General features: G+C 46.5%; 18 protein-coding genes. 3 read left to right on the top strand and 15 right to left on the bottom strand.

Annotation, left to right across the window (positions count from 1 at the left end):
* Positions 1-150 precede the first annotated feature (150 nt).
* The gene (locus ACE04G_RS28860) at positions 151-573 is read left to right on the top strand and encodes a MarR family winged helix-turn-helix transcriptional regulator (RefSeq protein ID WP_076208963.1); all 423 of its coding nucleotides are present in this window, start codon (positions 151-153) and stop codon (positions 571-573) included.
* Between the two features lie 30 nt (positions 574-603).
* Entirely contained in the window at positions 604-1917 is a 1314-nt protein-coding gene (locus ACE04G_RS28865; protein WP_221824278.1) for an MFS transporter, read from the top strand.
* Between the two features lie 158 nt (positions 1918-2075).
* Here the strand turns inward: ACE04G_RS28865 and bcbE are convergent, their stop codons facing one another.
* The 4 genes from bcbE to yicI form a co-directional block, all read right to left on the bottom strand.
* A complete protein-coding gene (bcbE, locus tag ACE04G_RS28870) occupies positions 2076-3377 on the bottom strand; it encodes a bacillibactin exporter BcbE (RefSeq protein ID WP_339183940.1) in 1302 nt (433 codons plus the stop codon).
* An 82-nt stretch (positions 3378-3459) separates the two neighbouring features.
* Entirely contained in the window at positions 3460-6411 is a 2952-nt protein-coding gene (locus ACE04G_RS28875; protein ID WP_260632898.1) for a glycoside hydrolase family 3 C-terminal domain-containing protein, read from the bottom strand.
* 19 nt (positions 6412-6430) lie between these two features.
* Positions 6431-7441 (bottom strand): aminoglycoside phosphotransferase family protein, encoded by a 1011-nt coding sequence (locus ACE04G_RS28880; protein WP_221823479.1) that lies wholly within the window; start codon positions 7439-7441, stop codon positions 6431-6433.
* A 75-nt stretch (positions 7442-7516) separates the two neighbouring features.
* Entirely contained in the window at positions 7517-9835 is a 2319-nt protein-coding gene (gene yicI, locus ACE04G_RS28885) for an alpha-xylosidase (RefSeq protein ID WP_449003872.1), read from the bottom strand.
* A 172-nt stretch (positions 9836-10007) separates the two neighbouring features.
* Between yicI and ACE04G_RS28890 the strand changes: the two genes are divergently transcribed.
* On the top strand, positions 10008-10928 hold the full coding sequence (locus ACE04G_RS28890) for a helix-turn-helix domain-containing protein (protein WP_405131996.1): 921 nt from the start codon (positions 10008-10010) through the stop codon (positions 10926-10928).
* Positions 10929-11085: 157 nt separating this feature from the next.
* On the opposite strand, the gene ACE04G_RS28895 is transcribed toward ACE04G_RS28890, so the two are convergent.
* The 11 genes from ACE04G_RS28895 to ACE04G_RS28945 form a co-directional block, all read right to left on the bottom strand.
* On the bottom strand, positions 11086-12006 hold the full coding sequence (locus ACE04G_RS28895; RefSeq protein WP_405131995.1) for a hypothetical protein: 921 nt from the start codon (positions 12004-12006) through the stop codon (positions 11086-11088).
* A gap of 386 nt (positions 12007-12392) precedes the next feature.
* The gene (locus tag ACE04G_RS28900) at positions 12393-14252 is read right to left on the bottom strand and encodes an adenine deaminase (protein WP_449003873.1); all 1860 of its coding nucleotides are present in this window, start codon (positions 14250-14252) and stop codon (positions 12393-12395) included.
* 312 nt (positions 14253-14564) lie between these two features.
* Positions 14565-16940, bottom strand: coding sequence for an RNA polymerase recycling motor HelD (helD, locus tag ACE04G_RS28905; protein ID WP_449003874.1), 2376 nt, complete (start codon positions 16938-16940; stop codon positions 14565-14567).
* 244 nt (positions 16941-17184) lie between these two features.
* On the bottom strand, positions 17185-17676 hold the full coding sequence (locus ACE04G_RS28910; protein WP_449003875.1) for a pyridoxamine 5'-phosphate oxidase family protein: 492 nt from the start codon (positions 17674-17676) through the stop codon (positions 17185-17187).
* A gap of 286 nt (positions 17677-17962) precedes the next feature.
* Positions 17963-19030, bottom strand: coding sequence for an FUSC family protein (locus ACE04G_RS28915; RefSeq protein ID WP_017689291.1), 1068 nt, complete (start codon positions 19028-19030; stop codon positions 17963-17965).
* Between the two features lie 300 nt (positions 19031-19330).
* A complete protein-coding gene (locus ACE04G_RS28920) occupies positions 19331-20053 on the bottom strand; it encodes an HD domain-containing protein (RefSeq protein ID WP_339183928.1) in 723 nt (240 codons plus the stop codon).
* A 1-nt stretch (position 20054) separates the two neighbouring features.
* On the bottom strand, positions 20055-21494 hold the full coding sequence (locus ACE04G_RS28925) for an NAD-dependent malic enzyme (RefSeq protein WP_221823463.1): 1440 nt from the start codon (positions 21492-21494) through the stop codon (positions 20055-20057).
* Between the two features lie 208 nt (positions 21495-21702).
* Positions 21703-23775, bottom strand: coding sequence for a beta-galactosidase (locus tag ACE04G_RS28930; RefSeq protein WP_313771491.1), 2073 nt, complete (start codon positions 23773-23775; stop codon positions 21703-21705).
* An 85-nt stretch (positions 23776-23860) separates the two neighbouring features.
* Positions 23861-24946: a glycoside hydrolase family 53 protein gene (locus tag ACE04G_RS28935; protein WP_449003876.1), complete on the bottom strand. Its 1086-nt coding sequence runs from the start codon at positions 24944-24946 to the stop codon at positions 23861-23863.
* Positions 24947-24978: 32 nt separating this feature from the next.
* Entirely contained in the window at positions 24979-25857 is an 879-nt protein-coding gene (locus ACE04G_RS28940) for a carbohydrate ABC transporter permease (protein ID WP_339307833.1), read from the bottom strand.
* Between the two features lie 29 nt (positions 25858-25886).
* Entirely contained in the window at positions 25887-26777 is an 891-nt protein-coding gene (locus ACE04G_RS28945) for an ABC transporter permease (RefSeq protein ID WP_017689297.1), read from the bottom strand.
* Positions 26778-26949 lie beyond the last annotated feature (172 nt).

The following is a 26949-nucleotide window of genomic DNA, read 5'->3' on the forward strand; positions in this document are numbered from 1 at the left end:
TCTAACAGTATTTTCAGATCATTGCACAGCGTACCCGTACGTTCAATATGAGAATATTTCATTTTGACAAAAATACTTGTTTAACATATAGTTGTTATAACAACTAATTGATTGGGACATTTTATTAGGGAAGCGAGGTCTAGCAATCACATGGACTATACACTGGAACAATCTGTTGGATTCATGCTGGGTTTCACACATCGTAAAGCTGTAGCTTTACTTGCAACACGATTCAAACCTTATGATATTACGACAGAGCAATTTTCTGTTCTCTTTAATGTTGACCGCGGTGAAGGTGTGAATCAGAAGGAGCTCGCTGCACGTGTCTTCAAAGACCAACCCACCACTGCGCGGATTATTGATCTGCTTGAGAAAAAAGGCTGGGTAGAACGCCGGACCAGTGAACAGGATCGCAGAGCCTATCTGTTATATCTCACCACAGAAGGCAAAGCGTTAATTGATATCCTCGTTCCGATTGAAAGAGAAATGAATAAAGAACTTGCTGAAGGTATACCCGAAGACCAGATGGAAGCATTTAAACATACTCTTTCCCTCATTAACCGCAACTTGTAATGAATCACAACTCAGGGGGAATACATCATCATGAAAGAACAATCTACACAAGTTAGACTATGGACCACCGATTTTATTCTGCTGATGCTGTGCAACTTCTTGTTGTTCTTGCAACTGCACATGATCGTCTCTCCGCTTCCGTCCTACGTTCAGGAGCGATTTCACGCCAATGCATTTGAAGTAAGTTTATTCACCTGTCTGTTTGCACTAAGTGCCATTGCAGCCCGTCTTTATTCCGCGAAAGCACTGGAGAAGGGCCTTCGTAACGCCATGATCTATATAGGCCTGTCCGTAGCCCTGCTGGCAACGCTCGGCTATTATTTTGCTGCCGGTATAGCTGTGCTCTTGTTGCTGAGAATGTTGTTTGGTATCGGGTTTGGTATGAGCAGTACCGCTTTTCCAACGATGGCCTCGGACATTGTGCCTGTCAAACGAATGGGTGAAGGTATGGGTTACTTTGGTCTATCGACTAGCCTGGCTATGTCTATGGGGCCAATTATTGGGGTCACTCTGCTACAGGGTGCTGGATTTGTAACCCTCATGTTATGTACTGCGGGTGTCCTCGCTGTGATCTATCCACTGAGTTATTCGCTGACACGCAAAAAAGCAGTCAGAACCGATAACAGTACAACCATCATGCCACAAGCCACAACAAGTGCTTCAGGGTCCAACCCAAAACAGAAGACACCTTTCAACCGCAAGCTGATTCTGCCCAGTGTGCTGAATTGCCTGTTATCCATCACCTATGGTGGGCTTGTTGGATTCATCGTTCTGTATGGCAAGGAAGCCAATCTGGCCAATCCTGCGCTGTTCTTTTTGTTCAATGCACTCGCCGTGTTATTGGTTAGACCCTTTGCAGGACGGATCTATGACACTAAGGGTCCAAAAGCACTGCTCATTCCAGGGGCTATATTTATTGCTGTTGGCCTCATTCTGCTCTCGTATGCAACCTCCATGTCCATCTTGTTCATTGCTGCCTTTATCTACGGGATCGGCTATGGTTCCATGCAGTCATCTCTGCAGACCTGGATGATTCAAGTTGTATCTCCATCTCAGCGGGGTATGGCTAATGGTATGTTTTTGAACTCGCTGGATCTGGGTATCGCAACCGGTGCCCTTCTTCTTGGCGCCATTGCAGCCATAACCAGTTATACCGATATGTATCGATATTCCGTGATGTTTATGATTCTGTTCTTGCTTATCTATCTGATTCAGGGAAAACGAAGCGGCAGCTTCTCCATTGAACCTCATGCTCTGCTCGCTCATACGCATATACCTGCAACAAATACAGGTCAGCCCAAGGATTCGGAACATAATACGCAAGATACCAAAAATAAAAAATAAACCCGTCAATGGGAGTGACACGATTACGTGGTTTATTCTCATGATCAAGAAAACGCGTTTACACCGAGGATGCAAACTTTCTCAGGCGTAAACGCGTTTTTTATGGTTCATGGTATTCAATTAAAGATAAGAATGAATTGTCGGCTAATACCATCCATCTAGAGTGGACTTTTCTTGCGCCGTATAGGAGCATAACCTCGACTCGTCTCAATCCGATCGATATGTCGTTCATCCTGTTTATGTCCGCTTCCTGAAGTAGGTTGGTCTCCCTTATCGGGTTTGACCGCAAATAAGGTGAGCAATGCCCCTACAGCTCCAGATGCGGCGAGCACACCAAAAAGCCAAAAATGTTGTGTGCCAATCAACAGGGACACAACAGGAGGACCAAGCGATACACCGATGAATCGCATGCTGCTGAACAAACCTGTAATTGTACCACGCTGTTTCTTATCCACACCTTCAGTAATAAGAGCATCCAGACATGGTAAGGTTGCTCCTACTCCGGCACTTCCTAATGTGAACAGTCCCAACACAACGTAGATATTATCAAAAATCCCAATAACACCCAGCGAAACGGTTACAAGAACTAGTCCTGCGAATCCGAGCCATTTCATGCGAGGCTTACTCTTTCCAATCCACTTTCCTCCGAAAAAGGAAAAAAGACATAAGGCTGCCAACGGAATCGCAAGTACAAGACCTTTTACGACCCCTTTCATGCCGAACTCACTCTCCAACGTCTCGGATAGATAATAAAGCACACCAAAAAGAATAAACATGCAAATTCCACCGATTGCAAACAAAGCATATAACCATCGACCTTTTTCTTTCAATACGTCCCGAATGGAAGCCACAAATTCCGTAAAGGTGGGTGGCTTTTCTTTTTTCTTGGGAGACTTCACCAGGAAAATAACCAGAATCACCGAGATTAAACACAATACAGGAATAGCCATAAATGGTAAAAACCATAGCCAAACAGCCAGTGCTGCACCCAAAATCGGACTTAACACTTTACCAAATGTATTCGAGGTTTCAATGATTCCCAGGCTTTTGCTAACCTGATCTTCATCATTAAACATGTCCCCAACCAATGGAATGACAATAGGGAATGCGCCGGCTGCTCCAACCCCCTGTAATAACCTGCCACCCAAAATGGTCCAGTAAGCTACATTTCCATCCAGCATCCATGCACCTACACCAGCTACAGCACCCCCGACGGCTGCAATGATGAGGCTGGGAATAATGACTGCTTTTCTGCCAAAACGATCAGACAAATACCCTGCTATTGGAATAAGCAGGATGGCAACTACAGCGTAGACTGTAATAAGCATACTGACCTTGAATGCAGATACCTTCAATTCACGTTCAATCTGTGGCAAGATCGGTATAAGCATGGAGTTACCCAAGGTCATAATTAAAGGGATGGAAGCAAGTGCGACGAGGTCCCACTTTTTATCATTCATACCACAACCACCTTTACAGATTCTACACACAACAGCATTATTGTGCTTGTTTCGGAGGTTGATTATTCAGGACATGCTACAACTACAACAATCTAAAGTGCCGTAACGCTGCTCCGCCTTTGAAAATAATATACAGCTCATTCACCTTATGTGGCGCCTCAAGCGAACACTGGACTGTTGTCCACTTGATATCTTTCCCATTCACACTGCCTCCAGGTCCAGAAACTTCACATACACCGAGCAGTTCGCCCTCCAGTCCTCCAGAACGAATCTCCAGACTGCCCTCTTCCCCAAAAGCTGCCACTCTGGCTTCAAATCCTTGCACTTCTTGAACAGCATTATGGTTGAAAGCGATCCAGGACAACTGCGTCTCTTGATATAAGGGTTCTTCCCGAATGATTGCCCGAACTGCCGAACGCCCTTCCAGACATTCATCCAGTAGAACACCTGCACAAGCATCGTAATTCTCGGCAAAGGTAAGCAAGTGCAGCGGACGATCAGGAATCGTCTCACCTTCAATTTCAATATCAGCCGACTGACGTATATCTGCGGAAGAACGCCCTGCCAGGATGGCCCATGTTGCTGTCTCCAGGCAGTATCGATCTCGGGTAACATCCCATAGCGCCAGCTTCTGAACAGGGACTTCTAGACTTATCGTAACACGTGTCCCTGCTTTGACATGAACACGGCGGAAAGCAAGGAGTTGCTTCTGAGCACGTTTCACTCGGGAGGTATGCGAAGATCCATAGATCTGTACGACTTCATCACTGTCACGTTCACCTGTATTGTGTACCTCCACTTCAATTTTCAATTGATCTGTATTGGTGGATTCCTCTGTAGCACTGCGACTTACACGAATCGCTTCGTATTCGAATTCAGAATACGTCAGGCCATGACCAAATGCATATTGAACCGGTCCTTCATGATACATATAGGTCATGCCATTCTGAATGATGTCATAATCCATCATGTCAGGAAGCTGTGATTCATCTTCATACCATGTCATGTTCAATCTGCCTGCTGGCGCATAATGACCTAACAGCACATCTGCAAGCGCGTTCCCCAATTCCTGACCTGCATGTGTCATATAAACGATTGCGCGGGCAATACCTTTCAACTCCTGCAAGGCAAATGGATAACTGCCCATAATGACAACCACTGTATTGGGATTGGCTTCACACACAGCTTTGACAAGTTCGACCTGACTCGGCGGAAGCAGCAGACTTGGGCGGTCAATTTCTTCTTTGCCGTTGATGTATGGGCTGTTGCCAACAACAACGACAGATGCCTGGCTGCTACGTGCAGCTTCTACAGCTTGTTGTATTCCATTTGTCACAATATCAATATTGAATGCAGAAGGTATCTGTGTATTGCCAGGTGATTGACTTGCGTGTCCAGAGTCACCAATATCATTCGGATTTGTACCTGTAGCTGTAGTCTGTTCTCCTTGTGGCCGGAGTGGAGATACAGCAGACTGTCCCTGATATTCGCTCAGCCCAACAGGAATACCGTTCCACGCCCGCAAGGTGTTACTTCCATCCGTTAGAGGATCTATGCGAACAACTTCCTTCACGAACCAGCCACCAATCTCCGGTGCATTTGCCTGATAGATACCTTGCTCGGTTAAGCTAACGTATCGATTATTGTTCACACTTCTCAGCGTATGACTTCCCCAACCCCAATCCTGATGTACAAATTCGGCGGCTGTAGGTGCACTGGCTTCCGGTACAGCGACGAGTGTACCTTGCGCACCAAGAGTTACAACTTGTCCGTCTGTTGTCTTCAGCTGAATACGGTCATTCCCATCTGCATACGTTATGTCTGATTGAGGTAGTCGATTACGCAGTCCATCGAGGACGGATACACGATAAGGCAGTGTGCCACTGTACCAATCGGTATAGACAACATCCGCAAGGGGTCCAATCACACTGATTTTCTGCAACGCTTCTGGCTGCAATGGAAGCAATCCATCATTTTGGAGCAAAACAATGGATTCGGCAGCGGCACGATAACTGAGTTTGGCGTGCTCCGGTGCACATAATACCGACTCGGGAATAGACGCATATGGATTTTGCCCCGACTGATCCAGTTGTCCAAGTCGCATCCGCACACCAAAGATGTTACGAATCGCTCGGTCCATATCAGTGACATCCAACAGATTCCGGTCAAGAGCCTCCTCCAGAGCAGACACAACAAGATCAACTTCATCTGTAAGACAATCCACTCCTGCCTTCAACGCACCTGCTGCTGACTCGGCATGGCTGGTATGATAACCATGATAATTCACCGTCTGTGACAGGTCTCCACCATCACATACAATGAAACCTGGCATCGCCCACTCACCCTTAACCACATCATTCACATATGGACTTTCAATAGCAGGTGTACCATTGATGGAATTGTAAGCTGTCATCATGGACAAGGCTCCGCCTTCCACAAATGGCGTTTCAAATGCTTTTAAATAATATTCCCGCAGATTGCGAGGGTCGATGCTGGATGAACAATTCAGACGATCTTTCTCATTATTATTGGCAAAAAAGTGTTTTAATGTCGCGACCATTTTCAGATAAAAAGGATCATTTCCCTGCATGCCTTTAACGAGTGCTGCCGACATTTCTCCCGTGAGGACCGGGTCTTCGCCATATCCCTCTTCCGTTCTGCCCCAGCGTGGATCACGTTCCAAGTCAACTGTTGGTGCCCACAGTGTTAACCCATGAACTTCAGGATCACGGTGATGATATGCCCTCGCTTCATCGCCAATGACTGAACCAATCTCCCGCATAAGTCTCGTATTCCAGGTACTTGATAGACCGAGAGGTTGCGGAAATACCGTTGCCTCCCCTTTCCATGCAACCCCGTGGGCAGCTTCGCCCCCAACGTTGTAGGCGGGAATGCCCAGTCTTGGTACAGCTGCTTCGCGTGTAGGAATTAGTCTGATCTTTTCCTCCGTTGTCAATCGTGCAATCAGGTCATCCAAACGTTCCTCAAGTGAACGTGACGCGTCCCACATCGGGTATTGATGATACTCCTTCATCCTTCATTCCTCCTACGAGTTAGTTGTATTCCAGTCGCTTCCATTGCTCCAATAAATCCAGCGTACGCTGGCGATACTTCTGACCATCTTCAGGTTGATTAACCTGATGTTCATGAACGTAGGCATTAAAATACGAAGACAGTATTCGGTAGGCAAGCCTGCGTGCCTGTCCTTCAATAGATGAGTCCAGAGGACGATCATATCCTTCATGGAAAGCCACCGACTCTGTCGACAATATGGCTTCAAACTCCCTGTCGGCAAACATGGATCGATCCCCGTCAATGATTGCCGCAATGTTCAGCTCACCCTTTTCCTGATGAACAAGTACATTTGCTTCCCAGAGGTCATTATGAACGAGTACCGGGCGGGTCACTTGATCAAATAAGTCTTTATTTTTGATGAAAATAGCGGCGATCTCTTCCCCTACACCTAGCATATAATCGGCTTGGGCCGCTTTAAGAGCAGTTTCTTCTGCAAAAGAGTGCAGCACCTCGGACCATTGATCCGAGCCTTTAATCGTCCCATCACCCTGCGGCCAGCCAAACGATGTACCCTCGATCTGATGCATGATGGCGGTATATACACCAAGCTGATGATACAATCGCTCTTTGTCTATGTCTGAAATTGATACGTGATCCAGCTGCTTACTCGGGATAAACGCCATAAACATGTACGTTCTCGGAATGATGGACCCGCTGTCATCACAGGCGATAATGTTGGGAGCAGGAATGCCTGCCTTGCGGTAATATTCATATACAATCGGTTCAGCCGCCATCATCGTGCGTTCGAACGAAAATAGTGGATCCCCCGCAGAACCAGCGGCCATCTCTCCCCGCTCTGGAGCCAAACGTAAAATCACATCCGTATAGGATGTATGTTCAAGGTGAATCCGATAGGTTGTATTAAAAAGTCCACCTTGCAGGAGACCAAACCCCTTCACTTTGGTATCGCTTCCAAAATGAATTTCTACCAGTTGATGCAGCATCTCTGCTGATATCGTACAGTGCAAACCCGAATTCATTGTGCTCATTTCATTCAATCTCCTATCATCGTAGACAAACAGACGGCACCTTTCGGCACCGTCCTTTTCTTCTACTATATCATGTTACAGTTGGATTGTAAGCGCGTTTGAGCCTGTTGCTGCCGTAACGACAACACCATTTGCACCAGACACTTGGGAACCGCCTTCAACGCTGGATACACTCTCAATGCCGCGAAGCACCAAGCTCCATGGTTTGCCCGCACCTTCTGCACGAACATCCAGCACTGATCCATTACGTGTAACGTTAACTGTCAGCTCCTGTTCAGCCGCTTGGTTCACAACGACAGCTTGAGCCGTTTGACCATCAGCCAGTTCGAACAAGTGCAAGGACACATCATTCGCAAAGTCATAATCCGGTTTACTATCCACCGCACCGACAGCGATCAGGCTGTTTGGCTTAACCATCATTGGCAGTGTTTTGAAGTCATGGTTTTCACTGATCCAGCGTCCACCTTGTGCTTTCGCTCCAGTCAGATAGTTCGTCCAAGTTCCTTCAGGCAGGTAGTAACGAACATCACCCTCTTTATTGAAGATCGGAGCCACCAGGATTGAATCACCAAACATATATTGCGTATCCAGGCTGTATGTTGTTGGGTCCTCTGGGAAGTCCAGCAACATAGCGCGCATCATCGGAATCCCTTTTACCGTTGACTCCACCGCAGAATTGTACAGATATGGCATCAGGCTGATTTTGAGTTTGGTAAAGTCGCGAACAACGTCCACGGATTCCTCGTCAAACAACCAAGGCACACGATACGAAGTGCTTCCGTGCAGGCGGCTGTGTGAAGATAACAATCCGAATTGTACCCAGCGTTTGTATACGTCAGGGCTCGCCGTGCTTTCAAAACCACTGATATCATGGCTCCAGAATCCGAAACCGGAAAGTCCCAGTGAAAGGCCACCGCGAAGTGATTCAGCCATGGATTCATACGTAGAAGAGCAGTCACCGCCCCAGTGAACCGGGAATTGTTGCCCACCTGCTGTTGCAGAGCGTGCAAACAGGGCAGCTTCGTTTTTGCCAATCTTCTCTTCGAGCAATTCAAATACAGCTTTGTTATAGAGCTGTGTATAATAGTTGTGCATTTTAACCGGATCAGAGCCATCGAAGTACACAACATCAGTCGGAATTCTTTCACCAAAGTCGGTCTTGAAGGAATCTACACCTTGATCCAGAAGGACTTCAAGCTTACTCTTATACCAATTCACAGCATCCGGATTCGTGAAATCAACCAGAGCCATACCTGCTTGCCACATATCCCATTGCCATACGCTGCCATCGGCTGTTTTAACCAGATAACCATTCTCCATACCTTCATCGAACAAGTAGGATTTTTCTGCAATATATGGATTGATCCAAGCACAGATTTTAAGTCCCTTTTCTTTCAGACGTGCAAGCATGCCTTCCGGATCCGGGAACATCGCTTCATCCCATACAAAATCAGACCATTGGTATTCCTTCATCCAGAAGCAGTCAAAATGGAATACAGACAGCGGAAGATCACGTTCAGCCATGCCATCTACGAAATGGTTAACCGTTGCTTCGTCATAATCCGTTGTGAATGATGTTGTCAGCCACAGACCAAATGTCCATGCTGGTGGAAGCGCTGGTTTACCTGTTAATTTCGTATAATTATCAAGTACATCCTTAGGATTGTCACCGCCGATAATGAAGTACTCCAACGTCTCGCCCTCTACGCTGAACTGCACTTTGGATACATTCTCGGATGCAATCTCGTATGATACGCGTTCAGGATGATTTACAAATACGCCATATCCTTTATTGGACAAATAGAACGGAATGTTCTTATAAGACTGCTCACTGCTTGTACCGCCGTCCTCATTCCAGGTATCTACGATTTGACCATTCTTAACAAACGGCGTGAAGCGCTCACCGAGTCCGTAAACGTATTCACCAATACCGAGATCAAGCTGTTCGCGGAAATATGCTTCCTTGCTTGGACCTGTAATATAACCAGCAGCTCTTTGACCGCTACCTGTAATCCGTTTTCCTCCATACAGGAAGCTAATGTCCCAACCATTTGTTTTGTCGATTTGAACTTCCAGATTGCCGCTTTTCAAAACAGCACCTTGTTCATTTTTTGCGATCTCAACGTTGGCTTCTTGTGTGTTAAGCTCAAATACAGGTCCTTTTTTCACGCCGCCTTTATGGTGATTCAGAGTTACACGAATAACGTTAGGCATTGGTGAGCTGTACGTTGCTTTCAGCAATGTACCGTTCAGAGTGTCGCCTTTGCTACGAATATATTTAGTTGCCGCATATACGGTCACAGAATTGTCTTTTTGCACAATATCACGAATGTCAGTCGGGTTTTGAATCTGGTACCCTTCACGAGTCATCCAGAATCCATCAGTAAATTTCATGTTTTCTTTCCCCCTTTGGTTATATTATAATAATATTGATATTAATAATGAATTTCTTCTCTTATTTTGACCAAATATATCACGATTTTGATAATAAACATCCGATTCTTGAACATCATCACCAATCTATGGAAACGATTACTTTAATATTGATACAAAAGGAGAATCTGATATGGAACGTGAACGATTACGGGAAGACCGGATTCACGGCAATGCCATGTATCCCGTCAGTGTGTACCCGGATATTCAACAACTGAACGGGGATAGCATTCTCGATTGCCACTGGCATGATGAGATGGAGTTCACCATGGTGACCAAGGGCTGCGCTGTCTTTCAGATTGATATGAACACTGTTGAGGTCCAAGCTGGAGAAGCCATTTTCATTAATAGAGGCGAGATTCATGCGGGGTATCTGAAGGGCGATGTTCCCTGTGTATTCTCTTCCATTGTATTTAATCCCGAGCTGCTTGGCAGCCGTACCTTCGATACAGTTCAAGAGAAATTCATCGGTCCACTAGTACGCAAAACGGTGATTCCCCCCAGTCATATCAAGGCAGATGAGGATTGGGGACAAGAAATTCTGGATCTTCTGAAACGTATATTTGCAGACCATGCTACCCGAACCGAAACGTGTGAAATGTCAACAAAAGCGTACCTGTACCTCATATTTTCCAGAATGTTCGAACATATGAAACCTGCTCCGCTCAAAGGCACCGTGGCTACAGGGAGTCATGACAAGGTAGAGCGCCTGAAATCCGTGCTCGGTTATATCCACAAACGTTATCCTGAACCATTAAAGCTGAAAGAACTGGCCGATGAAGCCAATATGAGCGAGGGACACTTCTGCCGTTTCTTCAAACAGATGGTGCAGAAAACCCCTGTAGATTACATTAACTATTACCGTGTTCAACAGGCCTGCGTTCAGCTTGAGAATACAGATCACAAGATTGTTGATATCGCCATGGATGTGGGTTTTGAGCATCTAAGCTACTTCATCACTACATTTAAAAAGCATAAAGCCACCACACCTTCACAGTATCGCAAAATGTTCTATGAGAACGTGGCCATGGATTCTGCCCTGGTTCAGGTGTAAAAGAAGAAGGTGCTCGCAGCTATTCAGCTGCAAACACCTTCTTTTATCAACTTCCAATTCCCGAAAACTAACAAAGTAACGCTCTGAGACACGTTGTTTCAGTTAGAACTCTTTCATATATTACTTCGAGCATTGCGCTAAGGAGCTTATTGGTGTCTTACTTTTTCAGGGTCTTCCATGAAGTGTACTCATGTACGGAGAAACCGTTAAAGGAGGCATGTACTGAAGCCATTTTTTCGACCAACTTTAATTGTGTTTCCATATAAGCAGATCCCTCTTCATAAAAAGTAATGAAGTCGCCTTCCTTACTTTGCTTTGTCTCCACCGCGATCGAGATCGTCTTGCCAAGCAGAGCTGCTTCTGCAAGTTCATCCTTCGCTACACTATAGATTGCAGCAGCTGTATCGCGGTAAGCCATAATGGTGATGGAATCAAATTTGCGAATCATCCAACTGCTTACGGCCATCGTGGAACCCGGGATTTTGTAGTTATCGAGCCAGAAAGGCAGATCAGCCGCTACCGGCATCTTCATCCGTGATGCTCGCTCAACAATGTACTCCACATTGCCTTGCCACTGGGTAATTACACTAGCCTGATTGATTTTCCACTGCGGGTGCACATGTGGCTCAATATCCAGATGGATACCAGCAAACTTCTCATTAGGCAACGCCTGCGCCTGATATGTCTCGATCCAGTCCAGGAAAGAAGCAATCTGCTCCCGGCTTTCCGTCAAACCCCAGGCTGATCTTCCGTCCATGACATCCACCGCAATATTCTTGACTCTCGCCTGGCGGATAAAACTTTTATACTCAGGAATCTTTATATCCCGGTTTATCTGCAGATAGATCGTATTGATCTTGTTCGCTGTAGCGTAATTTAACACCTCTTGAGGATTACTTCGGATCTGGGTCGTATCCCACACCCAAGTCGCTCTCACCGGCACATCAAGTTCTCCATGAATCGTTGCATAACTGTCGACTGAACCATCCGCAATGGCTTTGGAAGAACAGGCTGTACTCACACACAGGATCAAACAACTCAGTAATAAGATAAAACGGTAACCCCTTTTGCTTTTCATATTTGTACACTCCCTCTGAAGTTATCAGCTCTGACGTGCAAATCTGGATGAAATTGTGTCGTTTCATATTCATTTAATGGATACTTATTAGGTACGACGAATTTGGATTGCTTTTATATGCAATATCATCTTCAAGACTTACGACGAAAGAATCATATAACTATATTTCGGGAATTCGTAGTTCTGTATGTATAGTTCAAAAGTCGCAATTATTCATTATTTTCAAATTCAATCCTTATTTCAGCATGACTTCAGTCATTATTGCCATATGTACACCAAGCTCCAGAAGACCTAGAAAGCGTTTTCTCCTAAAACACACCAAAAAACCGCCCTAAGGCGGCTTTATATGGAACCCTATTTAATGATGTTCTAGTCGACATTTCCGTTCATTCATTACCCGATGGAGCTACAGGTGTATTCTCAACCACTTCATCGAAAAGGGACACCAGTTCTATACCTTCTGCCGAGATCCGCACAAGCCCCTTGTCGGACAAACGTAATTCCGGAATTACAACCAGCGCCAGCAACGAAAGCGTCATGAACGCATTATTCAACGTACATCCTGCGGACTGTAAAGCTTCACTGACTGCTGCCGATTGGGCTGCAACGACTTCGAATGGCTCGGTTGACATCAAACCTGCAATCCGCAGCGGGAATTCGGTTACACCTGCTACCGTTACCACGGCGACCCCGCCCTGCATACGAATGACGCGATTACCGGCTTCAGCCATTAACGCATCATCATTACCGATAATCAACAGATTGTGACTATCATGAGCAACCGTCATTGCAATCGCTGCCGGTGATGTGAAGCCGATGCCTCCAACAAGCGCTACCGCTCGATTCCCGGTTTGTTTGTGACGCTCCAAGACCGCAATTTTGCATACTTCCCCTGAAGTTGAAACCACAACCTTGCCGTTCTCTACGGAGACTGGCAGGTGTTTCTCCTTAGTATCCACATGGTTCTCTGTCACATGAATGATTTTGGCACCAATCGTCCCCTCTTGAATCGGTGCAGCCAACTCCAGATCTTCCGGCTGAATATTAGCTTCTAACTTCACCGTGTTCAGCGCTTCCTCAGGGTACGTGAAACTGTCCCATACCGCCGTCATCTTCCCATTCTCGGCTACAACTTGCCCGGCAGCAATCGTCATGCCCACACGCACATCCGCCAATCGGCCGTCCAGCAGAATAATATCGGCTATATTACCTGGAATGACCGCACCAATGTCGCGCGCAACTCCGAAGCGCTCAGCCGTGTTAATGGTTGCCATCTGAAAAGCCGTAACCGGCCTCACCCCTTGGGAAATTGCGAGACGAACAACAAAATCCATATGTCCTTCCTTGAGCAGGGATTCAGAGCTTCGGTCATCGGTCACCAGCATCATCCGGCGTGTATCCAGACCCAGCTCAGTACAAGCTTTGATCGTCTCTGCTACATCATGCCATGCCGAACCTTGGCGCATCTTCGCGTACATTCCGAGTCGCAGACGTTCAACCACATCTTCCTTGGTCACACATTCATGATCTCCCGTAACGCCACTCGCTGCATACGCTGGCAGACGCCAGTCATCTGCAGCCCAGGTGAAATGACCGTCTGCCACTTTACCTGCCCGGAGGGTCGCCTGTATCTCACCGATCATCGTCTCGTCCCCATAGACTACCCCAGGGAAGTTCATCACTTCACCAAGACCAATCATGTCCGGACCCCAGGAAAGAGCCTCCGCTACCTCTTCAGGCCCGATATAAGCACCTGTTGTCTCCAGTCCTGGATGAGTGGAAGGCACACAGGAAGCCACCTGCATATAAGCAGCCATCGGTGTGGTCCGTGCTTCATCCAGCATCAGTCTCAGTCCTTTGAGACCAAGTACGTTAGAGATCTCATGAGGGTCAAAGAAACCTCCGGTTGTACCTGAAGGCAATACCGCTCTCGCAAACTCGGTTACTTTCATCTGTGTACTTTCGATATGGCAGTGTCCATCCAGCAGACCAGGAGCGATATACTTACCGTTCGCTTCAATAATCCGGGTATGTTCTCCGATGGTGTGGCTTACATCTTTACCGACATAAGCGATTCGAGCTCCCTGTACAGCTATGGACATCTCAGGCAAAATCTCACCCGATATCACGTTTACCAGCGTACCTCCCCGAATGACCAAAGTCGCTGGCAAATCTCCCCGTGCTGTAGCGACCAGATCAGGTACACAATCGGCCATAAGTGGCCGTTCAAATGATGGTTTGTTCATTTTGTTGCCTCCTTTAATAAACGATCCAAAAAAATATATTGTTACGATTATATGAGTCCGGACCTCATGTGTAAAGAAAAATCACATCCATTGTGCTTCAATACAAATTATGCCGTCGTATTTATTCACGGGACCCAATCCTTACGGATTCACGTTAGGTATTTCCATTTCATACGATCAACTATATATGGCCGAAACCTCATCATGTACACTTCTCTCGCTAAGCTAGCTTCTTCCCGAGATATGTATCATATACAGAAAAACTCCCGTTCCATTGAACGGAAGCCTTCTTCATGCATATGAAATGTTAGGTCAGTCCACTTGCACAGCAGACACCTTGCCAAGATCATACCATTCTTCCGACTGGGCGGTAATGAACGGACTCGGTGTGCCGACACAGTATACGTGCAGTAGATGCATCGCTCGTGTGCAAGCCGTGTAGAACAACTTGCGTTCATGCTCCTGGGCATACTGCTTCGCAGAGCCGTCATAGATCAGGACAGCATCGAACTCCACGCCTTTGGCCAGATACGCCGGGATGACATGAACACCCTGCTCAAAAGCCAGCGTCGTTTTCTTGATTAACTTCGGTGCTGTGGGCAGTGCCTTGCTCAATGCAGCATGGACGTCTCTGCTCTGTTCGGCGGTCTTGCAGATGACTGCAACCGATTCATACCCTTCCTTAATCAAGTGCTTAAGGTCTGTTGTGATGACATTTATATGACGCTCTGAATCAGAAGAAACGATCACTTTAGGTTTCTCACCGCTACGGTTAAATGGAATAATCTCTTCCCCACCAGGCACCATGCCACGTGTAAACTCCACGATCTCCCGGGTAGATCGATAACTTCTGGTCAGCTCAATCACTTCCGTATTGTCTGGTCCGTACAGGTTAGTCAAGGGTCCTGTTCCGCTAAGTACTGAAGAGTGGGCATAGATTGCCTGATTAAAGTCACCAAGTGCTGTTATTTTCGCCCGTGGGAACAGTCTCTTCATAAATGCCAACTGAAACGCAGAATAATCCTGGGCTTCATCAATGATGACATGGCGAATATTGGAGTTAATATGGAATCCAAGCATAAGCTCACGCAAGTATAAGTATGGCGTAATATCTTCATATGCCAACTCCTGAAGCTTCAATCTGCGTAAAGTCATCTTACAGATTTCATCCCATTGAGCAGGCAACGCTTCGTCACCCAGCAATCGCTCCATCTGAGCCTGATCGTTGAATAGATGTGCATATAATTGTCTTATATCAACGAATCGTAAGGACTTAATCCATTTACGCAACGGTTTGAGTCGGTCACTGACCACCATACGTGCCAGAATTTCTCTTTCCTGATCGAAGTCATTAAACGTATGGGTCTTTCCTTTTTGTTTGCGCTTCAACCGTTGATACGCACGTTGCAGATCCTCCGGCTCCATCAGATCAAGTTGCTGATCCACCCAAGGCGCATCCAGTTCACCTTTACCAAAGGCAGACAGTTCTTTCAGCATCCAGTCCCGCAGCATCTCCAGTCGACTCACCAGCTTGACAGACGACTCGAAACTGTAGAATTTCTCAGCCATAGCCTCTGACGTGACAATCGCTCGGCCCTGGAAGCGTACCGGCTTGAATTTCATGCCACCTGACAACATGCTTTCCTTATAACGTGTAATGACTTTCAGGAAAGATTCGGATGACTTGAAGCGAATGCTGGACATACGCACATCGTAATCGGGATCTTCCGTCCCTGTAAGTACATATTCGAGTTGAATAAACGGATCTTCCAATTGATATTCACGACCCAAACGGCGCTCCAGATACTCCTGGAAGGTCGTTTGCAACATGTTTTCCTCCCCAAGCTCAGGCAGTACCGTGGAGACATAACTGTTGAACATGGGATTTGGTGAAAAAAGAACCATCTGATCCGCTTGCAGATGCTCGCGGTATTTATAGAGAAGATATGCCACACGCTGGAGCGCCGCGGATGTTTTGCCACTGCCGGCTGCGCCTTGCACAATGAGCATACGTGTCCGGTCATTACGGATAATCCGGTTTTGCTCCTTCTGAATGGTCGCTACAATACTCTTCATCTGTGCATCCGAAGTTCGACTGAGCACGGCCTGCAACAACTCATCACCAATCGTAACCCCCGTGTCAAACATAAACCGGATACGTCCATCCCGAATGACAAACTGCCGCTTCATCTCTATATCACCGCTGATCTCCCCACTGGGTGTATGATACGTGATTGGACCCGGTGCTCCGTCATAATACAGGTTGGAGATTGGCGCACGCCAGTCGTAGACCAGAAAAGATTCTTCCTTCTCATCCAGCAACGATGCAATGCCGAGATAAATGCGTTCTGTATTTGGATATCCATCTTCCTTAAAATCAATGCGCCCAAAATACGGTGAATGATGCAGTCGTTTCATTTTATCCAACGCAGCCGCTGTATTGAGATGACTGCGCTCCCGATCGGACAGTACCTGTGACTGCTGCCGCATACTGGTTGAAGTTTCCCCGACATCATCCGCTTCACTAAAGTTCATTGTGACTTCGTCCCAGAAATCTTTTCTCATGCCAACCACTTCGTCCCGGAAGGAACCTACTTCATCTTCTAACGTTGTGATCTTGCGCTCAATCTGATCGGTCACCGTGTTGACCCGTTGTTGTTCCTCATTCCATTGCTGCTCTGTACTCATATGTTAATAGCCCCTCTTTCCCCGGATTGTGTCCTCAAAATCCCATTTGACAAGCCCGAAAAGGCAATGGTATAATTATTAGAAAGTAAACATTTTAATTATATGTTAATTAGTTCTAATTTTCTGAAAACCATTTTTTATTGTACCAGTGACAACCTCCCGATGCAAGCGGAGGCGTTTTTTGTTGTTTTCTTCTTCATTATTACCCAATCACCGGGCCCTCATCTGACTTAGCTACTTCTGCCTATTTTCGTAATTCTTCAATTGTCTCTTTCCAGCGTGTAATTGCTCCAAGTTCATCTTTTAATTGAAAGGTTATTCCTGAAGTGATCTCCGCATATGGCGCGTGATCCACACGTATTTGAAGCACTTGTGCTTCAAAACGATCTCTCGGATGAACAGCCCCCTTCATCTCAGGCAGCCGTTCTACTTCTATACGGATATGCAACAATCGATGTCCTTGAACCGCAATCAAGGTAGCCTTGCCTGTTTTGCTCATGTTCATACTTGTCTGTGTACCTTGCCATAGAGCCAGTCTAAGCTGATGCGGATTTATCGCAATCACTTCCCCCATACTGATCATCGCCTGATGGGGCCATTGATCCTCAGATACGGTCAGCAGTTGCATGGCTTCATGCTGTTTATGCGCCAGATTTGTCCCACTCAACCTTTCCATTAGTTCAGCGTCCAATTCCTCAATAATCATGTCTCTATCCCTCAGTTCGTTAATATTCATTCATGCCCTTCAGCCGTATGTATGACAAAACAACCCGGACACGATTGTCCGGGCAATGTTGTAACTACATTGTATATGATCGCCAAGCAGGTGCGCAATTCGCACTTAGAGGTTGTTCAAAAAGTCTAATTTTGATTACAAATCATGCCTAACGGCATCATCAGCATCGAATATGAAATTCAGCCGAAATGTCCGTTGCTCACGTAGTTGTCCTACGCTCCGCTACTCCATTTCTATCTTCATTCCATCTTCTTGGTACTGAAAACCAGACTTTTTGAACTTGAATTTAAGGCCACTTAAGCCAATTCAAAATTTTATCCTGTGATTCTTTGTCTTCGCTAGCGCTATGCACATGTTCGGCAAGTCGATTCAAACGTTCCAGCTGATATCCGTAATCATAGATCGCAGCGGCCACGATGGACAATCGTAACATCCCTTCCTTGTCGATATCAAACTGGGTGATCGCCTGCTCCATGAAACGGTCATTATCCAATACAAACTGTGCGGCCTCTTCACCATTAGGCTTCAGCTTATCCTCGAACTTGAGCAGTGCATGCTCATGGAATTTGATAACCAGTTCAAGATGTGAGTCAAAAAACTGATCCATGGCCGTTGTCCGCGGTGCCTGGAAATAGTGGCGTTCCACCGAATCCAGCACCTCATACCCTTTTTGCAGACTCAGCAGCATTTGTTTGTAGACCACCATCTGACGAGTTTCGCTGAATTTCGAACGTTTCATCTTTTTCTGTTCCTCTTCGAACAAGTTATACTTGTCGGACAAAGACTTAATGGAACCGCCCAGGTTGCTTTTCTCCTCCCGGAATACAACTTCCTTGATCTCATCCGAGATCGAGGTTCGCAGAAGCAACGACATACCGCTGAATACACTATGGATCTGCTTCACGAACTGAACCTTCGGTTTCGGCGGAAATACCGTAATGTTGATGAGAAACGCCGATACAATACCAACCAGTGTCAACAGAAAACGATTGAGTGCAAAATGCCAGTCACCCGATGCTTCCATAATGGATACAACCGTGACCAGTGTCAGGCCAACCGTCTCACCCATATTCAATTTAAGACAGATCATGATGACAAGTACAATAATTAATCCAACAGCGATTGGCTCATTGGACAACACCATGCCCCCCACCAGGGCGACAATAGCTCCCAGCGTGGTCGTTTGCAATTGATCCAGGAAGTATTTCCAGGAACGATAGATGGAAGGCTGCATGGCGAATATAGCCGCGATTGCGGCAGGCACGGGAGATTGCGGGTTCAAGAACAGGCTGCTAAGGTACAAGGCAAGCGTAACCGCGATCCCCGTCTTAAGTACACGTGCACCAAACGACATGGTGGTGACCCCTCCTCTTTACCGAACCTGAAATTTTACATTTGATAATCATGTTCATTATTACCCCATATTTCTTTTTTTGCCTGAATTCATTCAGGAGAACGATTTATTGTACCATGTAAGGTCTTCCGTTGCCATGTCATAAGTCAGAGCTATTGTGAAATTAATTTCTTTATGTATGTTAATACACATTATTAACCCAAAAAGAAGCAAATCTTCAAAATGGATTTTCGCCACTTCAAAGATTCGCCTCGGTTACTAATTATACCTCTGTGGAATACTCATGCTTATTATGCCTGCCTAACGGTCCGTGCCCTCCCATTCCCTTTTGAACTGGTCCACGAACTGCACCATATAATCATGACGCTGTTCCGCCAGCTCCCTGCCATAGGAGGTATTCATCAGATCCTTGAGCTTGAACAACTTCTCGTAAAAGTGATTTATCGTTGTGCTGCGCCCATTGCGATATTCCTCACGGGTCATCTGCTCCCGTGGGGGAAGGGACGGATCGTACATCTCGCGCCCTCTGGCGCCTGAAAAGGCAAAGGTTCGCGCGATCCCAATCGCACCCAGTGCATCCAGTCGATCTGCATCCTGAACAACCTGTGCTTCAAGCGAACTGACCGCAGGACGCTGACCTCCCGCATATGAGATGGTGCTAATAATACCCACAACCTTATTACGTATATCCGGGTCAAGAGGCTGGGTATCCAGCCAGTCATTCAGTTTGGCCATCCCGGCTTCCAAGCTCTCATTCAGCTTCTCATCCGGTACATCATGTAATAATCCAGCAAGCTCACAGACAAATGGATCTGCACCCATGCGGTGAGCGAGTTCAACCGCAAGTGCCGTTACCCGTTCAATGTGCGGCCAGTCATGACCATCACGATGCTTGGATGAGTCCCCTTGAACAAAGGATCGCGCGGCGCGCAGAACAGCCTCTCCTGCCGTTATTCCATCTATATTATGCATGTGCCCTGATTCTTGCAAATTCCCACCAGGTTGAAGAGGGTTCTCTGGCATCTTACGATTCCCCACCTTCACGGGCCTGTTCACGAGGAATACGCCGAGCTACACCCGTCTTAACAGCTGCTTCAATCACGCGACTGCGCATCGATTTGACCACTTTATCATTGAACACACTCGGAATAATGTAATAGCGTGTACGCTCTTCATCCGTAATGGCCGAAGCGATCGCTTGAGCGGCTGCCAGCTTCATTTCTTCATTAATTTCGGTGGCTCGGCAATCCAGAACTGCCCTGAACATGCCCGGGAAACATAACACGTTGTTGATCTGATTCGGATAATCGGATCGGCCTGTTGCCATTACAGCCACAATGTCTTCCACCAAGGCAGGCATAATCTCTGGTACCGGGTTTGCCATTGCAAACACGATTGGATCTTCCGCCATGGTCTGCACATCTTCGCGAGTTAACAGATTCCCTCGGGACAGGCCAATGAACACGTCGGCTCCGCGAATGACATCACGCAGCGAGCCAGTCTCCAGTTCGGGGTTAGTACGAGCTGCATAGTCACTCCAGACTTCATTCTCATAGGTTTGTGTCCGTACAATCGCACCTTCACGATCGACACCTATAAGTCGACTGGCTCCTGCGGACAATAAGATGTTACTGCATGCTACACCTGCTGCACCGATACCACAGACCACAATCTTCACATCTTCAATGGACTTGCCCACCAGTTTAAGCGCATTGATCAGACCGGCATATAACACAACCGCTGTGCCATGCTGGTCATCATGAAATACAGGAATGTCCAATTCCTCATTCAGACGACGTTCAATTTCGAAACAACGCGGTGAAGAGATATCCTCCAGATTAATGCCGCCAAAACCAGGTGATATCGCTTTCACAGTGCGTATGATTTCCTCGGTATCCTGTGTGTCCAGACAGATGGGGAAGGCGTCGACGCCTGCAAACTGTTTGAATAACATCGCTTTACCTTCCATGACCGGCATCGCTGCACGGGGACCTATGTTGCCCAGTCCAAGCACTGCACTGCCATCGGATACCACGGCTACCGTGTTCCGCTTGATTGTCAGCGAGAATGCTTTCCCCGGTTCTTCCGCAATCGCTGAACATACCCGGGCTACATCCGGAGTGTACACACGCGACAGGTCTTCCCGATTCTGAATCGGGGTCTTTGGGGTCACTTCGATCTTGCCGCCCAAATGCAGCAGGAACGTGCGATCCGATACGTTAATGATGGATACACCTTTAAGCTGGCGCACCCCTTCTATAATTTTACTGTTATCTTGTGCATCTGTAACTGCGACCGTCAAGTCGCGCACGCTTACATCCTGATTGGTGGAAATCACGTCGATGGCAATGATGTCTCCCCCAGCTTCCGAGATGGCCGAAGCCACTTCGCCAAACTTGATATCCTTAGTTGTCATTTCCAGTCGAATAATAATGCTGTTACCATCCAGATTCCTTTGATTCATTTCCATTCCTCCCAGACTGAAAGTCTTGAGTTACATGTTACGTGTTTGTCTTCGCTGCGCGGACACGTTTATCCTTTATCTTGTCCAGAAAAAGTGGTTCAACAGCCAAATGCATAAATAAAAAAGATGGCTTGAACACCAATGCAGGCGTTCAAGCCATCTTTTCTCAATACTAACTTCATTCATTTAGTACCATATAGAATCTATATTATTTCCGTGCAACTGGTCTGCGCAGAACACAAATGTCATATGGCTTCAAGCTGAGACTTGCTTCCACAGCATCACCACTGAGCAGATCGGTATAGGACTGTCCATCTAATTCAACCAGCTTCTCATCTGGTGTGTAGTTCTGTACAAACACATAATCAGCTGTACCATCTGTACGCGTATGCGCCGTTGTTCCGGCAGGCAGCTCTGTTTCAAGTCCACGCTCAATGTTCAGGTCAGCGATTAGTTTCGCATAGAAATCATCATAGAATGGTGCCTTCAGACGTGTCGCTACATAATATGCTTTCCCTGAACCCAACTGGTTAACGGTCAATGCCGGACGTCCGGCATAAAAGTCTGAACGGTACGTAGCCAGGGACTTCGCGCCTTCCAGATGAATCAGATCACACAGTTCAATTGCATCATACGCTGTATTGAGCTGAAGCTCATTGCCCTTCTCAGGGATAATTCCGTTCAGATCACGATCATGCAGTCCGTCAATTTCCTCGGACCAGATACCAAGTGTCTTACGCAGCGGGCCTGGGAATCCACCCAGGAAACACAGATCGTTTTCGTTAACAATACCAGACCAGTAAGTTGCTACAAACGTACCACCTTGTTCTACAAACTTCTCAATACGTTCCCCGACACCTTCACGTACCAGATAGAGCATTGGAGCAATCAGCAACTTATACTTGGACAGATCTGCATCCATATCAATAACGTCTACAGCGACTCCCTTTTTCCAAAACGCTTCGTAATGCTCTTCCACCGTCTGCTCATACTTCACACCGATATTACGCGGACCCTGGGAATCATTAACGGCCCAGCGGTTTTCCCAATCAAATATGATTGCAACTTCTGCCGGAACCGCTGTTCCTACAATAGCTTCCATGCCTTCAAGAGCCGTTCCTACGTCGGTGACATCTTGGAACACTCGAGTGTGTTCCGTTCCTACGTGGTCTACCACCGCACCATGAAGTTTCTCACTAGACCCACGGCTTTTTCTCCACTGGAAGTACTGAACACTATCGGAGCCGTGTGCCACAGCCTGGAGAGAAGAGAGCAGATGCATGCCAGGTTTTTTCAGTTTGCTGACATCTTGCCAATTCGTCGAACTTGGAGTACTCTCCATCAGCAAGAACGGCTGACCGCCTTTGATGGAACGAACGATATCATGCATCATCGCGATACGTGATGCCTGTTTCGCGTCGTCATCTGCATCATGCCAAGTCGGATAACTGTCCCAAGAGAGGAAATCCAGAATATCAGCGAACTTCCAATAGTTCAGACCGCCATAGAATTCCATCAGGTTGGTTGTGACTGGCAGATCAGGATTCTGAGCTTTTAATGGTTTCGTTTCATGCACGATAAAATCAGCTGTCTGATCCGTAACGAAACGGCGCCAGTCCAGATTCATTGCGTGTACCTGTGTCTCACCGTGTGGAGCCGGAGATTCCACTTGACTCCAGTCTGTAACCGTATGGCTCCAGAATGTGGTCCACCACGAATGATTCAGTTCATCGAGTGTTTTATACTTCTTCTGCACCCAACCACGGAATGCTTCCTGACAATAATCACAATGACAGTCTCCGCCGAACTCGTTCGAGATATGCCAGCCAATTACAGCCGGATGATCCGAATAACGTTCTGCCAGTTTTGTGTTGATCGCAGTAACCTTCTCACGGTATACCGGGGAAGTATAACAATGATTATGACGGAAACCGTGGAGATTACGGACACGTTTCTCAGAGACACGGAGTACTTCTGGGTACTTGGCGGACATCCATGCTGGTCTCGCACCACTTGGTGTAGCCAGGAATGCATAGATGCCATTAGCTGCAAAACGATCCAACACCTGATCCAGCCATTCAAACGTGTATACGCCCTCTTCCGGCTCAAGGGATACCCACGAGAAGATACCAATGGACATCACGTTACACTTGGCAAGCTTCATCAAGCGAATATCTTCTTCCAGAATTTCAGGATAGCGGAGCCATTGCTCCGGGTTATAGTCTGCGCCATGCAACATGTGCGGGGCTTTGGAACTTACAGGTGGAAATTTGTATGTCATAAGGACAACTCCCTTGCTTTAATTGCTGTTTTTTAAATTTATATACGATAACAACGACTTCACAGAAGATACGTATTACGCTAGATTACACGTATGTCACGACATCTGATTCTTCAACAGAAGCGAGTGCTGTAAACGATTCCAACTTGCGACCTTTAAAATCAAACATGGTGAGGTTGCCCCAGTTATTCGGATGACCGACGGACCATTCTTCTTTACTTGGTATCCAGGCAGGTTCCCAATAATAGAATCCGTGCCCCAAACCACCAGGAACTTCGCGAATAATTTGCAATAGATCCTTCAGATATTTGGTCTGTCCCTCTACACTTGCAGGGTATCCCGGTAACAACATATCTTCCTGATTCAAAATCCATTCAATGCCTTCCGGCTGCTCCAGCGTCCATGGATAAGCGGTTTCAACTACATTGATGGGTTTGCCATAACGCTCAGCCAGATCATGCAGATTGTCACGTAAGGCATCGAGTGTGCCATGCCACCAAGGATAATATGAGAGCCCAATGATATCGAACTCCACACCCAGTGCTTCAAAGCGATCATAAAACTTGCGGCTCTCGGCGTTATCTCCACCACGATCAATATGTATCATAATCTGAATATCCGCGTCAACGGATTTGACCGCAGCAATTCCATACTTCACAAGGCCTGCAAAACGCTCCCACTGTTCATCCGTATCATGCTCTTCTCCACCGACACGTCCCTCATTCCATAACATGCCTGGTGTAATCTCGTTGCCCACCTGCACCATGTCTGGAAGTGCATCGTGTTCCTTCAACGTTCTCAGAACGTCAGCCGTATACATGCATACCGCACGTTGAAGCTCTTCATAGGACAGATTCTCCCATGCTTTCGGCTTCCATTGATTGGCTGGATCAGCCCAGCGATCGGAATAATGGAAATCAAGCAAAAATTTCAATCCCTGTTTCTTGATCCGTTTGGCTACCTCCACCGTCCGCTCCAGATTGCAGAATCCACCAACAGGATCATTCCAGATTCGAAGTCGTATCGCGTTAGTGTCATTAATCTTCAGGATGGACAGCAAGTCTTGTTCCTTGCCATCCACATCACTATAACTCCCGCCATGTTGTTCGATTTCATCCATAAAGGACACATCCATTCCCAGAATGAATGTCTTTTCCGTCAAGTTGCTCACTGTATCAACCTCCATTAATTTGGGGTACAGGCTCAGCCTTTAACTGAGCCCAACGTCATACCTTTGACAAAGAAACGTTGCAGGAAAGGATACACAATCAATATCGGTGCACTTCCGATGAAGATCTGAGCTGCCCTTACCGTGGTTTGAGAGAGAGCTTCCATTTCTTTTGGATTCATGCTCATGCTACTCATATCACGTCCAATAATGACCGTTTGCATAAATGTAGCAAGTGGATAATCCTTGGCGTTATTCATGTAGAGTAATCCATCAAACCAGGAATTCCAGTGGAACACCATACTGAACAATGCAATGGTTGCAATGGACGGCATCGAAATGGGAAGGAAGATCCTGAATAATGTTCTGAAATGGTTAGCTCCATCCATCAGCGCCGCTTCCTCCAGCTCTTTTGGAATACCGCGGAAGAAGTTCAGCATCAAAATGACAAGGAATGTGTTCACTGCCCCTGGGAGTACCAGTACCCAGAAGGAATCCATCAACCCGATCTTCTGGATAACCATGTAAAATGGCACCAGTCCCCCGTTAAAAATCATACTGAATACAAAAATCCAGGAGTAGATCGTTCTGCCTTTGAATTCACTATTCTCTTTGGACAACGGATACGCCGCCAGGAACGTAATCAGCAAGGTAATCGCTGTACCAATTACTGTACGTAGAAGTGAAATCCAGAGCGAGTTCAAGAAAATTGGATTGTTCATCGTCTTTTTGTATGCCTCAAGTGAAAAACCTACGGGCCAGAGATTGACCAGATTGGCGTCGGCAGCAGCCTTTGTACTAAAGGATACTGCCAGTACATGAATCATTGGTACAATACACATAATGGCGACCAAAATCAGAAAGCAGGTATTGATTATATTAAACACGCGATAAGGCAATGATTTATGATACATCGTGGTCCCTTCTTTCTCTGTTCATTCGTTTAGAATATGCGATATCCGGCGTATTTTTTGGCTAAGCTGTACGATACAAGAATCAAGATCATACTAATGACCGATTTGAATAATCCGATCGCGGTTGCAAAGCCCATCTCACCATTCTGCATTGCGGAACGATATACGAATGTATCAATGATGTCACCCGTTTGATATACGAGCGGGTTATACAAGTTGAATATCTGGTCAAATCCGGCATTCAGTACGTTACCAAGTGCCAGTGTTCCTACAACCATCAGCATCGGCACAAGCGAAGGGATTGTAATGTGCAGTGTCTGTTTCCAGCGTCCTGCTCCGTCAATTTCCGCTGCTTCGTACAATGCTGGATTAATTCCGGCAAGGGCAGCCAGAAAGACGATCATGTTATAGCCAAATTCTTTCCACACATCTGTCAGAATGACCGTAGATCGGAACCAACTGTTGTCTCCCAGGAAGAAATATGGCCCGAGTCCGAAGGTTCCCAGAACCCGGTTAACCAAGCCGCCTGTTGACAACAGATCTATCAAAATCCCGCCCAGAATGACCCAGGACAAGAAGTGAGGTAAATAGACAAGTGTTTGAATCGTTCGCTGTACAGCCATCTTGCGAACCTCATTCAAAAGAATGGCAAAAACAAATGGAACAAATAAATTAAAGATCAGTTTAAGTACAGCAATAATCAATGTGTTCCAGATGACCTGTAAGCTGTCTTCACGTTCAAACAAATATCTAAAGTTGTCCAGCCCAACCCATTCAGAACCGCTAATCCCAAGCCATGGCTTGTAGTTCTGGAATGCCATAATAATCCCGCCCATAGGCACATAACTGAAGATAATCAGAAAGATAATGGCTGGCAAAAGCATAACGTGGAATGGCCAAGTGCGTTTCAAAGTTCTCATGATTGCTCCCCCTGTATTTCTTCCTACTCAAGTACTCCCTGAGTGGCTTATAAAGCGATTATATCAACCTTTTACGGGGTCCAAACAGCACATAAAAGCAATATAAATGGCACAAATTCAACCACTTTGCCTTAGCATGAATAAACAAAAAAAAGCGCCCTGACGTTAGTCG

The organism is Paenibacillus sp. AGC31 (genome assembly GCF_057334655.1).

Bases quoted from the DNA above. Each gene is read 5' to 3' on its own strand.
- ACE04G_RS28860 (WP_076208963.1), top strand. From the start codon at position 151: ATGGACTATACACTGGAACAATCTGTTGGATTCATGCTGGGTTTCACA.
- ACE04G_RS28865 (WP_221824278.1), top strand. From the start codon at position 604: ATGAAAGAACAATCTACACAAGTTAGACTATGGACCACCGATTTTATT.
- bcbE (WP_339183940.1), bottom strand. From the start codon at position 3,377: ATGAATGATAAAAAGTGGGACCTCGTCGCACTTGCTTCCATCCCTTTA.
- ACE04G_RS28875 (WP_260632898.1), bottom strand. From the start codon at position 6,411: ATGAAGGAGTATCATCAATACCCGATGTGGGACGCGTCACGTTCACTT.
- ACE04G_RS28880 (WP_221823479.1), bottom strand. From the start codon at position 7,441: ATGAGCACAATGAATTCGGGTTTGCACTGTACGATATCAGCAGAGATG.
- yicI (WP_449003872.1), bottom strand. From the start codon at position 9,835: ATGAAATTTACTGATGGATTCTGGATGACTCGTGAAGGGTACCAGATT.
- ACE04G_RS28890 (WP_405131996.1), top strand. From the start codon at position 10,008: ATGGAACGTGAACGATTACGGGAAGACCGGATTCACGGCAATGCCATG.
- ACE04G_RS28895 (WP_405131995.1), bottom strand. From the start codon at position 12,006: ATGAAAAGCAAAAGGGGTTACCGTTTTATCTTATTACTGAGTTGTTTG.
- ACE04G_RS28900 (WP_449003873.1), bottom strand. From the start codon at position 14,252: ATGAACAAACCATCATTTGAACGGCCACTTATGGCCGATTGTGTACCT.
- helD (WP_449003874.1), bottom strand. From the start codon at position 16,940: ATGAGTACAGAGCAGCAATGGAATGAGGAACAACAACGGGTCAACACG.
- ACE04G_RS28910 (WP_449003875.1), bottom strand. From the start codon at position 17,676: ATGAATATTAACGAACTGAGGGATAGAGACATGATTATTGAGGAATTG.
- ACE04G_RS28915 (WP_017689291.1), bottom strand. From the start codon at position 19,030: ATGTCGTTTGGTGCACGTGTACTTAAGACGGGGATCGCGGTTACGCTT.
- ACE04G_RS28920 (WP_339183928.1), bottom strand. From the start codon at position 20,053: ATGCCAGAGAACCCTCTTCAACCTGGTGGGAATTTGCAAGAATCAGGG.
- ACE04G_RS28925 (WP_221823463.1), bottom strand. From the start codon at position 21,494: ATGAATCAAAGGAATCTGGATGGTAACAGCATTATTATTCGACTGGAA.
- ACE04G_RS28930 (WP_313771491.1), bottom strand. From the start codon at position 23,775: ATGACATACAAATTTCCACCTGTAAGTTCCAAAGCCCCGCACATGTTG.
- ACE04G_RS28940 (WP_339307833.1), bottom strand. From the start codon at position 25,857: ATGTATCATAAATCATTGCCTTATCGCGTGTTTAATATAATCAATACC.
- ACE04G_RS28945 (WP_017689297.1), bottom strand. From the start codon at position 26,777: ATGAGAACTTTGAAACGCACTTGGCCATTCCACGTTATGCTTTTGCCA.